This window comes from Aeromonas veronii bv. veronii, assembly GCF_000820225.1.
GTDB lineage: Bacteria > Pseudomonadota > Gammaproteobacteria > Enterobacterales > Aeromonadaceae > Aeromonas > Aeromonas veronii.
This window is the reverse complement of record NZ_CDDK01000028.1, coordinates 105,894-118,709: the sequence shown is the minus strand read 5'-3', so window position 1 is coordinate 118,709 and position 12,816 is coordinate 105,894. Positions and strand designations below refer to the sequence as shown.

The 12,816-nt window shown below is 64.7% G+C and carries 10 protein-coding genes; all 10 read right to left on the bottom strand.

The genetic code is table 11. From position 1 onward, the window contains the following. Positions 1-138: 138 nt before the first annotated feature. The 10 genes from cysG to hslU all read right to left on the bottom strand — a co-directional run bounded on the left by cysG (position 139) and on the right by hslU (position 12,751). A complete protein-coding gene (gene cysG / locus BN1139_RS12040) occupies positions 139-1,539 on the bottom strand; it encodes a siroheme synthase CysG (RefSeq protein ID WP_005355590.1) in 1,401 nt (466 codons plus the stop codon). Positions 1,540-1,551: 12 nt separating this feature from the next. Further along, positions 1,552-2,364, bottom strand: coding sequence for a nitrite transporter NirC (gene nirC, locus BN1139_RS12035; RefSeq protein WP_005355585.1), 813 nt, complete (start codon positions 2,362-2,364; stop codon positions 1,552-1,554). A 136-nt stretch (positions 2,365-2,500) separates the two neighbouring features. Next, the gene (gene nirD, locus BN1139_RS12030) at positions 2,501-2,818 is read right to left on the bottom strand and encodes a nitrite reductase small subunit NirD (protein WP_041202829.1); all 318 of its coding nucleotides are present in this window, start codon (positions 2,816-2,818) and stop codon (positions 2,501-2,503) included. Continuing rightward, positions 2,818-5,364: a nitrite reductase large subunit NirB gene (gene nirB, locus BN1139_RS12025; RefSeq protein WP_005355577.1), complete on the bottom strand. Its 2,547-nt coding sequence runs from the start codon at positions 5,362-5,364 to the stop codon at positions 2,818-2,820. Before nirB ends, nirD begins: the two co-directional genes overlap by 1 nt. Before the next feature lie 296 nt (positions 5,365-5,660). Beyond that, positions 5,661-6,749: an ABC transporter permease gene (locus BN1139_RS12020; protein ID WP_005355575.1), complete on the bottom strand. Its 1,089-nt coding sequence runs from the start codon at positions 6,747-6,749 to the stop codon at positions 5,661-5,663. Between the two features lie 3 nt (positions 6,750-6,752). Further along, on the bottom strand, positions 6,753-7,862 hold the full coding sequence (locus BN1139_RS12015; RefSeq protein WP_013723360.1) for an ABC transporter permease: 1,110 nt from the start codon (positions 7,860-7,862) through the stop codon (positions 6,753-6,755). Further along, a complete protein-coding gene (locus BN1139_RS12010) occupies positions 7,859-9,613 on the bottom strand; it encodes an ATP-binding cassette domain-containing protein (protein WP_005355562.1) in 1,755 nt (584 codons plus the stop codon). The genes BN1139_RS12015 and BN1139_RS12010 overlap by 4 nt, the downstream gene beginning before the upstream one ends. After that, positions 9,610-10,578 (bottom strand): secretion protein HlyD, encoded by a 969-nt coding sequence (hlyD, locus tag BN1139_RS12005; RefSeq protein ID WP_005355555.1) that lies wholly within the window; start codon positions 10,576-10,578, stop codon positions 9,610-9,612. Before hlyD ends, BN1139_RS12010 begins: the two co-directional genes overlap by 4 nt. Next, complete coding sequence (locus tag BN1139_RS12000) at positions 10,575-11,216, bottom strand: TetR/AcrR family transcriptional regulator (RefSeq protein ID WP_005355553.1); 642 nt, start codon at positions 11,214-11,216, stop codon at positions 10,575-10,577. Before BN1139_RS12000 ends, hlyD begins: the two co-directional genes overlap by 4 nt. A 206-nt stretch (positions 11,217-11,422) precedes the next feature. Next, positions 11,423-12,751 (bottom strand): HslU--HslV peptidase ATPase subunit, encoded by a 1,329-nt coding sequence (gene hslU / locus BN1139_RS11995; RefSeq protein WP_005340773.1) that lies wholly within the window; start codon positions 12,749-12,751, stop codon positions 11,423-11,425. Positions 12,752-12,816: the final 65 nt, after the last annotated feature.

Genomic DNA, 12,816 nt, shown 5'->3' with positions numbered 1-12,816 from the left:
TTCCTGAGATGGTAGCCAAGGGCTCAATGCCCATAGGATACCAGACTTAAAACAACAGGTTATGACCGTGATGGGAGAAGAGGGGGGTAAAAGTGAGGCCACCTGCTGGTGGCCTCATGGTGAGTTGCCGAGGATCCCTCAGGCGAGGGCTCGCTGGCGCTGCGGGGCCTCGCCAAACCAGGCGAGCCGGTCGGCCAGGGTCACTACCGAGCCCACCATGATCAGCGCCGGGCTTTCGACCCCCACCGCCAGCGCGGGTAGCTCATCGAGAGTGCCGCGAATGACCCGCTGGCAGGGCTGGGTGCCGCGCTCGATCAGCGCCACCGGGGTGTCGCCTGCCTTGCCGTGGGCCAGCAGCTGTTCACGGATGGTGGCGCAGGAGGAGAGCCCCATGTAGAACACCAGAGTCTGTTTGTCCTTGGCGAGCAGCGGCCAGTCGAGATCCCGGGCGCCCCCCTTGCCGTGGGCGGTGACGAAACGGACGCTCTGGGCATGGTCGCGGTGGGTCAATGGAATGCCGGCGTAGGCGGCGCAGCCGCTGGCCGCGGTGATCCCCGGCACCACCTGAAAGCCGATGCCAGTGCCGACCAGCGTCTCCAGCTCCTCGCCGCCACGGCCGAAGATAAAGGGGTCGCCCCCCTTTAGCCGTACCACCCGCTGCCCCTTCTTCGCCTCCTCCAGCAACAGCTGGTTGATCCCCTCCTGCGGCACGCAGTGGTTGCCCGCCTGCTTGCCGACGAAGATGCGCTTGGCGTCGCGGCGCACCAGCGCCATCACTTCGTCAGAGACCAGTCGGTCATAGACCACCACGTCCGCCTGCTGCATCTGGCGCAGGGCGTGCAGGGTGAGCAGACCCGGATCGCCGGGGCCGGCTCCCACCAGTACCACCTCGCCTCCGGTCTGGCTCCCGTCGGCAAACAGGTTGTCGGCCAGCTGGTGGGCAGAGGCGCTATCGCCCCGCGCCAGCGCCTGCCCGAGCCGATCCGCCCCGAGCAGCCGCTCCCAGAAGCGGCGCCGCTCTCCCATGGTGGCGAATCGCGCCTTGACCCGCTCCCGCAGGCTGCCGGCGAAGGTCGCCACGGCCCCCAGATGTTGCGGCAGCAGGGCTTCCAGTTTTTCCCGCAGCAGCCGGGCCAGCACCGGCGCCTTGCCGCCGGAGGAGATGGCCACCATCAGTGGCGAGCGGTCGATGATCGACGGCATGATGAAGCTGGAGCGTTTCGGGTCATCCACCACGTTGGCAAAGATCCGCGCCTGATTGGCGCTCTGGTAAACCAGCGCATTCACCTCGCGCCGATCGGTGGCTGCCACCACCAGCCACTTGCCCGCCAGTTGCTGCGGTGCAAATTCACCCGCCAGCCACTCGATGCTCCCGTTGGCAGCCAGTTCCGCCAGCTCGGGGTCGAGCTCGGGCGCGACCACGGTGAGCTGGGCACCGGCATCCAGCAGCAGGCGCGCCTTGCGCTCCGCTACCTCGCCGCCGCCGACCAGCAGCACGGGTTTGTTGTCGAGTCGGCAAAAGATGGGCAAGTAGTCCATGGGGCCTCCGGATCAGGCGGTTTGTGTCTGGTTGGCGGTGCTGGTGGTCTCGCTCACTGCAACTGGGCGCTCAGCTTTCGGGGTGGCATACCAGTAGCCGAGGCCCATAAAGAGGACGCCGGAGACTGTGTTGCCCAGGGTCACCCACAGCAGGTTGTGGCCGATGCCGCCCAGGGTGTAGGCATCTGAGTGGGCACCAAACCAGGAGAGGGCAAACAGGGTCATGTTGGCGATGGAGTGCTCGTAGCCGGAGGCGATAAAGGCCAGCAGGCACCACCAGATGGCGATGAAGCGGGCGGCCCCTTCGGTGCGCAGCGCCATCCAGATGGCAAGGCAGACCAGCCAGTTGCAGAGGATCCCCTTCATAAACAGGGTCAGCGTCGGGGCCTGGGTCTTGGCCAGCGCCACCTTGTGGGCCAGACTGCCCGCGTCCGGCAGCAGGCTGCCGCCGTAGGAGTAGATGAGCGCCACCACGATGGAGCCAATCAGGTTGCCGGCCCAGGTCTGCGGCAGGATACGCAGCAGGTCGGCCATGGTGATCTTGCCCGTCTTCACCCCGAAGGTGAGGAACATGGTGTGGCCGGTAAACAGCTCGGAGCCGGCGATGATCACCAGCGTCAGGGCGATGCCGAAGGTGGCCCCCATCACCAGCGGCCGGATGGCGGGATCCACCAGATTGCCGAGGGTGAAGATGAGGATGATGCCGAGGCCCACATAGGCCCCCGCCATGGCGGAGCTGAGCCAGAAGCCGAGCTTGTCGCTGCGCTCGAAGCGGTTGATGCGGGCCGCGTTGGCGGCGCACTTGTTGATGGTTTCCGTGTACATCTTGTGAGTCCTTGAAAGGGCTGCCCACAGGCAGCCCGAAAGAGAGTGAAATCGGCTTAGACGGCGACCCAGACCTGCTGGTCGCGCACTTCAACGGGGTATCCCTGTACCGACATAGATCTGGGGGTTGTCGACATCAGACGGCGACCCAGACCTGCTGATCGCGCACTTCAACGGGATAGCTCTGCACCGACATCGCAGGGTTGTCGAAGCAGTGGCCATCGCTCAGACGAAAGCGCTGCTTCTTGAGCGGGCTGGCGACCCAGAGCTCGCCGTCGTGTTCGCAGATCAGGCCACGCGACAGCACGTTGGCGGCGAAGAAGGGATCCCGGTTGTCGATGGCGAACACCTCGGCGGCCGCGCTCGGGCGGAACAGAGCGATCTGGCGACCTTCAATGAGTGCGCAGACACCGGTGCCCGGCAGGATATCGTTGAGTTGGCAGGCTAATTTCATCATTTGGTCTCCACCTCGATCTGGTAGACGGGGATGCGCTCGGCCGGAGTGGCGGGTCTGTGCTGGTCGCGCTCGCTGACGAACTGAACGTCTGGGTCGCGCTTGTCGCTGTTGATGAAGTGGCTGAAGCGCTTGAGCGCCTCCTCTTCACTGAGGGTGCGCGACCATTCGCACTCGTAGCTGTCGATAAGGGTCTGGATATCGCGCTCCAGCGTCTCGGCCAGCCCCAGCTTGTCGTCGACGATCACCTCGCGTAGGTAGTCGACGCCCCCTTCCAGATTGCCGAGCCAGACCGAGGTGCGCTGCAGTTTGTCGGCGCTGGTGACGTAGAACATCATAAAGCGGTCGATCAGCTTGATCAGCGTCTCGCGGTCGAGGTCAGACGCCAGCAGGTCGGCGTGGCGCGGTTTCATGCCGCCGTTGCCGCCCACATAGAGGTTCCAGCCCGCGTCGGTGGCGATGATGCCGACGTCCTTGCCCTGCGCTTCCGCACATTCGCGGGTACAGCCGGAGACGCCGAACTTCATCTTGTGCGGGGTGCGAATGCCCTTGTAGCGGTTCTCGAGGAAGACCCCGAGGCCGACGCTGTCCTGTACGCCGAAGCGGCACCAGGTGCTGCCGACGCAGGTCTTGGCCATGCGCAGCGCCTTGGCGTAGGCCTGACCGGTCTCGAATCCGGCCGCCAGCAGCTTGCGCCAGATGGCGGGCAGGTCATCCTTCTGGGCCCCGAACAGGCCGATGCGCTGGGCGCCGGTGATCTTGGTGTAGAGCTTGTAGTCGCGGGCCACTTCGGCCACCGCCAGCAGCCCTTCCGGGGTCACTTCGCCACCGGCCATGCGCGGGATGACGGAGTAGCTGCCATCCTTCTGCATGTTGCCGAGGAAGATGTCGTTGGTGTCCTGCAACGGGATGTTGCGCGGGCTCAGCACATGCTCGTTCCAGCAGGAGGCGAGGATGGAGCCGACGGTCGGTTTGCACACCTCGCAGCCATAGCCCTGACCGTGTTTGGCCAGCAGCTCGTCGAAGCTCTTGATCCCCTCCACCTTGACCAGATGGAACAGCTCCTGACGGGAGTGGGGGAAGTGGGCGCAGAGGTGGTTGTTGACCTCGATGCCCTGCTTCACCAGTTCGGCGTTGAGCACCTGGCTGATGAGCGGCACGCAGCCGCCGCAGCCGGTACCGGCCTTGGTGTGCTGCTTGATGGCGGCAAGGGTGGTGTGACCCTCGGCCACCGCCTTGGCGATGTCGCCCTTGGAGACGTCGAAGCAGGAGCAGATCTGGGCGCTTTCCGGCAGGGCATCCACCCCCAGCGTCGGTTTGGCACCGGCGTAGGCGGGCAGGATCAGGGTATCCGGGTGGCTCGGCAGCGGCAGGGCGTTGAGCATCATCTGCAGCAGGTTGCCGTAATCTTCCACGTCACCCACCAGCACGGCGCCGAGCAATCGGCTGTTGTCTTCGCTCACCACGATCTTCTTGTAGACGCCGGCCTGATCGTCCTGAAACACATAGCTGTGGCTGCCCGGGGTGCGGCCGTGGGCATCACCGATGGAGCCGACGGAGACGCCGAGCAGCTTGAGCTTGGCGCTCATGTCCGCCCCTTCGAAACGGCTGTCGCCGCCCTGCAGATGGTCGACGGTGATCTGGGCCATCTTGTAGCCCGGCGCCACCAGCCCGAAGAAGCGGCCCTGCCAGGCGGCGCACTCGCCGATGGCGTAGATGTCGGGGTCGGAGGTGAGGCAGTGATCGTCGATGACGATGCCGCCGCGCTCGGCGATGGCGAGATCACCGTAGCGGCCCAACGTATCTTGCGGACGAATGCCGGTGGAGAAGACCACCACATCCACTTCAAGCTGGCTGCCGTCGGCGAAGGCGAGGCGGTGTTTCGCCTGTTCGCCGCCATGCATCAGGATCTCGCTGGTGCTCTTGCTGGTGTGCACTTGCACGCCCATGGATTCAATCTTGCGGCGCAGTAGCTGGCCGCCCTGACCGTCGAGCTGCTCGGCCATCAGCACCGGAGCAAACTCCACCACGTGGGTCTCGAGACCCAGTGCCTTGAGGGCACCTGCCGCTTCAAGGCCAAGCAGGCCGCCCCCGATCACCACCCCGCTCTTGCCACTCCTGGCGGCGCTGCGAATGGCTTTCAGATCCTCGATGGTGCGATAGACGAAGCACTCGTGGTGCTGACTGCCCGCAATGGGCGGCACCCAGGGGTAGGAGCCGGTGGCCAGCACCAGCTTGTCGTACCCGACCACAGTCCCCTTGTTGGAGTGCACTTCGCGGTTGGCCCTGTCGATTTTTTTCACCGCTTCGCCGAGCAGCAGGCGGATGCCGTGCTTGTCGTAGAAACCGGGTTTGACGAGGGAGAGATCTTCGCTGGTGTGATGGGAGAAGTAGGAGGAGAGATGGACGCGATCGTAGGCGGGACGGGGTTCTGCACCGAAGACGGTGATCTCGTAGCGGCCCGGGTCGGCCCGCTCGATCAACTCTTCGATGAAGCGGTGCCCCACCATGCCGTTGCCCACAACGACCAGTCTGACTTTGCTCATGATTGCCTCTAGTTTGGAGTAATAAAACATCATTCTGGGGCTAGGCTACCCAGTCAGTCGGAGCGGGCAATTGATGCAAATCAAGTGTCTATTTATATATCTCGTCAGGGGTAATTCGATAAAATTCAAAGATATACAAAATTAGGTATACCAGTTGATGATTTCTGGGGTGGCTCGGGGTGAGGGGTGGTGGAGGGAAAGCCCGGTTTACCCACGGCCGGGGAGTGAAAACTTCTGGCGGAAAATGGCCGGCCTCGCGCTGGGCGAGACCGGCATCAGCTGAACAAGGTGGCGCGTCAGGCGATATGGCGGCGGAACATGGCGAGCGCCAGCGACAGAGTGACGCCGGCGATGGCGAGCAGCGGCCAGAGCAGGGGCCAGGCGGCCGACCAGTCAAACCCCTTGAGGAAGACCCCCTTGAGCAGCACGATGAAGTGGGTGAGGGGGTCGATGGCCGCCAGCCACTGGAACACCTGCGGCATGTTCTCCACCGGCGAGATGTAGCCCGAGAGGATCACCGCCGGTACGGTGAAGGAGAAGACTCCGAGAAACGCCTGCTGCTGGGTCGAGCAGAACGACGAGATGAAGAGCCCGATCCCGGCCAGTGCCAGCCCGTAGCAGACCATGCCCGCCATCAGCAGGCTGAGGCTGCCGGCAAAGGGGAGGTGAAAGACAAAACGGGCGGCCAGCGCGACTATGCACCCTTGCCCCACCGCCACCATGATGCCGGGCACCGCCTTGCCCGCCATGATCCAGCCTGCGGTGAGGGGGGAGACCAGCAGCTGATCGAAGGTGCCCTCTTCCCGCTCCCGCGCGACCGAGAGGGCGGTGACAATCAGACAGCCGGTGGTGGTGATGATGGCCACCAGCGCCGGCAGGATATGCCAGTGGAATTCGACGTTGGGGTTGTAAAGGTTGCGTACCGCCAGCTCGGGTTGCCCCTTGCCCTCACTTTGCCAGCGGGCGATTACCTGACTGATGTAGCCCGCCGCCACCTGACCACCGTTGGAGCGGCGGCCGTCGATGATCAGCTGCACCTTGGCCGGTTCGCCGCGCGCCAGCCGACGCGAGAAATCCCCCGGAATAATCAGCCCGAGCAGTGCCTGCTGCCCGGTGATGGCCTCGGTCATGCCCGCCTCGCCTTGCACCGGGATGATGGTGGTGAAGGCGGGCATATGGGTGAGGCGCTCCAGCAGCTCGCGGCTCTGGGCACCGCCATCCTGGTTGTAGATGGCCAGCGTGTTGCCGGTCACCTCCAGGGTGGCGGCGAACGGGAAGAGGGCGGTTTGCAGCAGCACCGGCATGATGAGCAGAAAGCGCCCCTGAGTATTGCCCATCAGGGCCTGCAGCTCTTTTCGGATCAGCCACCAGAGTCGGATCAGCATGGGTTACTCCAGAGTGCGCCGCGTCTTGCGGGCGGTCAGGGCCAGCCAGAAACCGGCCAGCAGCAGCAGACAGAAACCGTTGACCAGCAGGATCGAAAAGACGCTGCCCGCCTGATAGAGGGTCTGCAAGGAGCTCGCGAAGTAGCGGGCCGGAATGAGGTGAGTGATGGCCCGCAGCAGCGGTGGCATGCTGGCGATCTCGAACACGAAGCCCGACAGCATTACGGCGGGCAGAAAGGCGGCGATCAGCGCTGCCTGTGCGGCGTTGAACTGGCTGCGCATCACGGTGGAGAGAAACAGCCCGAGTCCGAGGGCGCTGCCGAGAAAGACGCTGGTGACCAGAAAGAGCAGCAGCAGGGAGCCGCGCCACGGCACGCCCATCACCGCCACCGAGAAGAGCAGGCAGAGCAGCATGGCGATGATGCCAAGGCCGTAGTAGGGCAACAGCTTGGAGAGCAGCAGCTCCCCCTTGGTGACCGGGGTGGCGAGCAGCGCCTCCATGGTGCCGCGCTCCCACTCCCGCGCCACCACCAGCGAGGTGAGCAGGGCACCGATGATGGTCATCACCACCGCAATGGAGCCTGGCACCAGAAAGTTGCGGCTCACCAGCGCCGGGTTGAACCAGGCGCGGCTCTCTATCGACACCGGCATGGCGATCCCCTCGCCAGCGAGCCACCCCTGCCAGATCCCCTGCACATAGTTGGTGACAAAGTTGGCGGTGTTGGGCTCGGAGCCGTCGGTCAGCAGCAGCGCCTGCGGCGTGCCATTGCCCTGACCGGCCAGCGCGCGGGAGAAGCCGTCATCGATCACCAGCAGGCCGCGGATCTCGCCACGGGCCAGACTGGTGAGCAGGGACTCCTTGCTCGGGCCGCTGTGGATCTCCAGCGCGGTAGAGCCGCGCAGGGCCTGCTCCAGCCGCACCGCCGGGGCGCCGCTGTCGGTACGCCAGATGCCGAGGCGCAGATGGTCCACATCCAGATTGATGGCGTAACCCATCACCACCAGCAGTACCACCGGCATGATGAAGGCGATGAGGATGCTGCTCGGGTCACGGACGATTTGCAGCGTCTCCTTGCGGCAGAGGGCCAGCAGTCGCCGACGGTTGATGCTCATGCGTCCTCCTCGCTGGCCCGCTCGACCAGCGTGATAAAGGCCTCTTCCATGGTCGGCAAGGAGCCGGTTGGCAAAGAGGTCGCCGCCTCTTTGGCGGCCAGCCCCTTGAGATCGTCCGGAGTGCCGAGCGCCAGCAGCTTGCCGCGATAGATGAGGGCAATGCGGTCGCAATACTCCGCCTCATCCATAAAGTGGGTGGTGACCAGCACGGTGACGCCGTGGTCGGCCAGCGCGTTGATGTGCGACCAGAACTCGCGCCGGGTCACCGGATCGACCCCGGAGGTGGGCTCGTCGAGGAACAGCAGCGGCGGTTCGTGCAGCAGGGCGCAGGCCAGCGATAAGCGCTGGCGCAGACCGAGCGGCAGGGATTCCGCCTTCTGATCGAGCCAGGGGGTGAGGGCAAAAGCGGTCACCATGGCGTCGATCCGCGTCTGCTGGTGGCGGCCGAACAAACCGTAGATACCGGCGAAGAAGGAGAGGTTCTGCGCTACGGTGAGCTGCTTGTAGAGGGAGAACTTCTGCGCCATGTAGCCGAGGCGCTGGCGCGCCGCCGAGGGGCTGTGGGCCAGATCGATACCGGTCACCAGCGCCTGCCCCTCGCTCGGGCGCAGCAGGCCGCACTCCATCTTGAAGGTGGTGGACTTGCCCGCCCCGTTGGGGCCGAGCAGGCCGAAGATCTCGCCGCGGCGCACCGCAAAGCTGACATCATCGGTGGCGGCGAAATCGCCGAACCGCTTGGTGAGGTGGCGCGCCTCGATCACCGCCTCGGGGGAGACCCCCTGCGGCAGTTCCGCTTCGCGCATCCCGGCTGCCAGACTCGACTCCCCGCCGGGGCCGCCGCCGAGCAGGTCGATAAAGGCATCCTCCAGCCGGGGCTGGGCCGGTTGAAAGGCGCCGTTGGCCAGTTGCAGCTCCGGGAGCGGCGGGGGCGTCATGCCAGGGTGCAGCAGCAGGCGAACTCGCTCCCCCGCCACCGCGCCATCCATCACCGCCGGGTGAGCCAGTGCCCGGCGCAGCAGTGCGCGCCGCTCGCGGCCATCCAGTTGCCCCGCCTCCAGCAGCCAGCAGCGGCTGGCCATGGCCCCCATCAGATCGGCCGGCGTGCCGCTGGTGCGCACCTCGCCATCCGCCATCAGCAGCACGTGGTCGCACAGCTCCGCCTCGTCGAGATAGGCGGTGCTCCAGAGCACCGTCATCCCCCCCTTGGCCAGCTCGCGCACCATCTGCCAGAGGGCGCGGCGGGAGATGGGATCGACCCCGACCCCCGGTTCGTCGAGCAGCAGCACATCCGGGGTGCCGAGCAGGGCGCAGGCCAGCCCGAGCTTCTGCTTCATCCCGCCAGAGAGCTTGCCTGCCGGTCGTGCTGTGAAGCGGGCGAGATCGGTGAAGGCGAGCAGCCGCGCGAAGGTGGGCGTGCGTTCGGGCTCCAGTACGCCGTGCAAGTCAGCGTAGAGGGTGAGGTTCTCCTGCACGCTGAGATCCTCGTAGAGGCCGAACTGCTGGGGCATGTAGCCGAGGCGCTGGCGCAGCAGATCCCCCTCGCTCACCGGATCCAGCCCCAGCACCCGGATGGTGCCCGCTTCGGGGATCAACAGACCGGCCAGCAGGCGCAGCAAAGTGCTCTTGCCTGCACCGTCGGGGCCCACCAGTCCGGTGATGCCGCCAGTCGGAATGGTGGCCGAGATGGCGTTGAGGGCGACCCGCTCGCCAAAGCGTTTGGTGAGCCCCTCAAGGGAGATAGCGCTGTTCATGGCGCCAGCCTGACGGTGACCGGCATCCCTTGGCGCAGGGCTGGGTCGGGGTCCTGCACCACGATGCGCAGCCGGTAGACGAGGTGAGTGCGCAGGTCCGGTGTCTCCACCGATTTCGGGGTGAACTCGGCGGTGGGCGAGACAAAGCCCACCACCCCGTGATAGGGCTGATCCGGCCGCGAGTCGGTGGTGAGGGTCACCCTGGCGCCGCTCGGGAAGTGGCCGAGCCAAGGCTCCTCCACATAGGCGCGCACCCAGACTGGCGCGGTCAGGGAGAGGTTGAAGGCGGTCGCTCCGCTCTGCACCATGCTGCCGTTCTCGATGGCGCGGCTGATGATGATGCCGTCGCTGGGGGCGGTCAGGCTGGCATCCGCCAGCGCCAGTTCGGCACTGGCGAGCGCCGCTTTGGCTCCTTCCAGCTGGGCATCGGACTGGGCTATCTCTTCCGGGCGGTAGCCGGTTTCGAGCTGGGCGAGCTGCTCGCGGGCGGAGCGTACCTGCGCCCGGGTCTGATCTCGCTGGGAGCGGGCGGTATCGAGCTGACCGCGGGAGATGGCGCCGGTGGCTGCCAGTGCGCTCTGGCGGCGCCACTGCTGGTCGGCTTCCAGCGCAGCGGCTTCGGCGGCGGCCAGTGCGGCCCGGGCGCGGTCGGTCTCTTCACTGCGATAGCCTTTGTGGATCAAGGCGTTGGCGGCAGTGAGCGCGGCCAGATTGGCGCGGGCGCTGTCGCGGCTGTGGGTGAGGGGAGCTGGATCGAGGCGGGCCAGCAGTTGACCGGCTTTTACCCTATCCCCCTCATCGACCAGCACCTGATCGACGCGTCCGCCGACCCGAAAGGCCAGATTGACGTCGCGAATATCGACGTTGCCGTAGAGGATGGAGCCGTCGGCCGGGCGCCCCTGCCACCAGAGGTAGCCGCCGATAACGGTTAGCAGCAGGGCTACGATTGCAATGCGTTGTTTCATGCCGCTTCTCCTTCCTTCATGTCGGTGGGGCGCAGGCCGCGCAGGGCCCATACCAGCCGCTGTCTGGCGGCCTCGGGGTTGTCTATCTGGCTGATAAAGGGGGCGGCCTGTTCAGGCAGCCAGCCGAGCTGACGACCGCTGCCGGCGATAACCAGCGGTAGGCCGACCGACCCCATGATGAAGATCATCAGCTGGAGCGGGTGACCCGCGACCAGCGACCCTTCCGCCTGTGCCATCCGTACCTGTTCGATCAGCAGCAGGGGATGGCGGCGCGGCAGGCTGAGCAGAAAACGCTGGGCCGCCCCTTCGCCTGCCAGCGCATCGCCAAACAGGTGGTTGATAAAGCCGCGCTGGCGCGCCACCAGCCCGATCAGCGCCTCCATGGTGGCCTCGAACATGGCGATGGCAGAGGGGTAGGAACCTTTGGCTGCCACCGATTTGAGCTCGTCATAGAGGGGGGCGTACCAGAGCTCTACCAGCTCGTCGATAAAGGCGTCGCGGTTGCCGAAGTGGTAGACGAAAGAGCCAAGGTTCACCTCGGCCGCCGCCGCCAGCTCGCGTACCGTGAGGCCGCGCAGCCCCTTCTCGGTGGCGATGGCGAGGCCGGTATCGAGCAGTTTTTGCCGGGTGGGATTCATCTGTCTGGTTCCTGTTGCGCAGATTTCGATCTGATTTATACGTATGTATAAATTAATCGCACAGAAGTTGATAGATCTTTTTTTGAGCAGATTTCAGCAGGGATGAAAAACGGCGGACTTTCGCAAGGGGCGGGATGAAATGGGTGGCAGGGAAATAAAAACGCCTCCACAAGGGAGGCGTTTTTGATCGTGATGGCTGGGCGTGCTTACAGAATAAAGCGGCTCAGATCCTCATCCTCGACAAGCGCACCGAGATGGGCGTTGACGTAGTCGGTGTCGATGACAAAGGTCTCGCCGGACTTCTCGGAGGCGTCATAGGAGATATCTTCCATCAGGCGCTCCATCACGGTGTGCAGACGACGGGCACCGATGTTCTCTGTACGCTCGTTAACCTGCCACGCCGCTTCGGCCAGACGGCGGATGCCATCCTTGGTGAACTCGATGTTGACCCCTTCGGTGGCCATCAGCGCCTTGTACTGATCGGTCAGGGAGGCGTTTGGTTCGGTCAGGATGCGCTCGAAGTCATCTGTGGTCAGGGCGGTCAGCTCGACCCGGATCGGCAGACGGCCCTGCAGCTCGGGGATCAGATCTGACGGCTTGGCGATCTGGAAGGCGCCGGAGGCGACAAACAGGATGTGGTCGGTCTTGACCATGCCGTGCTTGGTGTTGACGGTGCAACCTTCAACCAGTGGCAGCAGGTCGCGCTGTACCCCTTCACGGGAAACGTCCGGGCCCGAGCTTTCGCCGCGCTTGCAGATTTTGTCGATCTCGTCGAGGAAGACGATGCCGTTGTTCTCGACCGCTGCGATCGCTTTCTGCTTCAGCTCTTCCGGATTGACCAGACGGGCCGCTTCCTCTTCGATCAGCGCCTTCATGGCCTCTTTGACCTTGATCTTGCGCTTCTTCTTCTGGTTCTGGCCCAGATTCTGGAACAGCCCCTGCAGCTGGTTGGCCATCTCTTCCATGCCCGGCGGGGTCATGATTTCGACGCCCATCGGGGAGGCGGAGAGTTCCAGCTCGATCTCCTTGTCATCCAGCTGACCTTCCCGCAGTTTCTTGCGGAAGATCTGGCGGGTGTTGGAGTTGTCGGCTTTCTCTTCCTCACCCCAGGTGTTGCGCGGGTTGGGCAGCAGGGCGTCGAGGATGCGCTCTTCGGCGGCTTCCTCGGCGCGATATTTCATCTTCTCCATCTCGGTTTCGCGCACCAACTTGATGGCGGCATCGGTCAGATCGCGGATGATGCTATCCACTTCCTTGCCGACATAGCCCACTTCGGTGAACTTGGTCGCTTCCACCTTGATGAAGGGGGCGTTGGCCAGCTTGGCCAGACGACGGGCGATCTCGGTCTTGCCGACACCGGTCGGGCCGATCATCAGGATGTTTTTCGGGGTCACTTCATGGCGCATCTCTTCGTTGAGTTGCATCCGGCGCCAGCGGTTGCGCAGGGCAACGGCAACGGCGCGCTTGGCATCGGCCTGACCAATGATGTGTCTGTCCAGCTCGTGGACGATTTCTCTCGGGGTCATCTCGGACATGATGGTGTTCCTGTATCCGGGGCGGGCAGTGCCCACCCCTTGGGAAATTGGGTTTGGCTGGTGGC

Excerpts from the sequence above, each read along its gene's own strand:
- BN1139_RS12010 (WP_005355562.1), bottom strand. The coding sequence starts at position 9,613 with ATGAACAGCGCTATCTCCCTTGAGGGGCTCACCAAACGCTTTGGCGAG.
- BN1139_RS12015 (WP_013723360.1), bottom strand. The coding sequence starts at position 7,862 with ATGAGCATCAACCGTCGGCGACTGCTGGCCCTCTGCCGCAAGGAGACG.
- BN1139_RS12000 (WP_005355553.1), bottom strand. The coding sequence starts at position 11,216 with ATGAATCCCACCCGGCAAAAACTGCTCGATACCGGCCTCGCCATCGCC.
- nirB (WP_005355577.1), bottom strand. The coding sequence starts at position 5,364 with ATGAGCAAAGTCAGACTGGTCGTTGTGGGCAACGGCATGGTGGGGCAC.
- nirD (WP_041202829.1), bottom strand. The coding sequence starts at position 2,818 with ATGAAATTAGCCTGCCAACTCAACGATATCCTGCCGGGCACCGGTGTC.
- cysG (WP_005355590.1), bottom strand. The coding sequence starts at position 1,539 with ATGGACTACTTGCCCATCTTTTGCCGACTCGACAACAAACCCGTGCTG.
- BN1139_RS12020 (WP_005355575.1), bottom strand. The coding sequence starts at position 6,749 with ATGCTGATCCGACTCTGGTGGCTGATCCGAAAAGAGCTGCAGGCCCTG.
- hslU (WP_005340773.1), bottom strand. The coding sequence starts at position 12,751 with ATGTCCGAGATGACCCCGAGAGAAATCGTCCACGAGCTGGACAGACAC.
- nirC (WP_005355585.1), bottom strand. The coding sequence starts at position 2,364 with ATGTACACGGAAACCATCAACAAGTGCGCCGCCAACGCGGCCCGCATC.
- hlyD (WP_005355555.1), bottom strand. The coding sequence starts at position 10,578 with ATGAAACAACGCATTGCAATCGTAGCCCTGCTGCTAACCGTTATCGGC.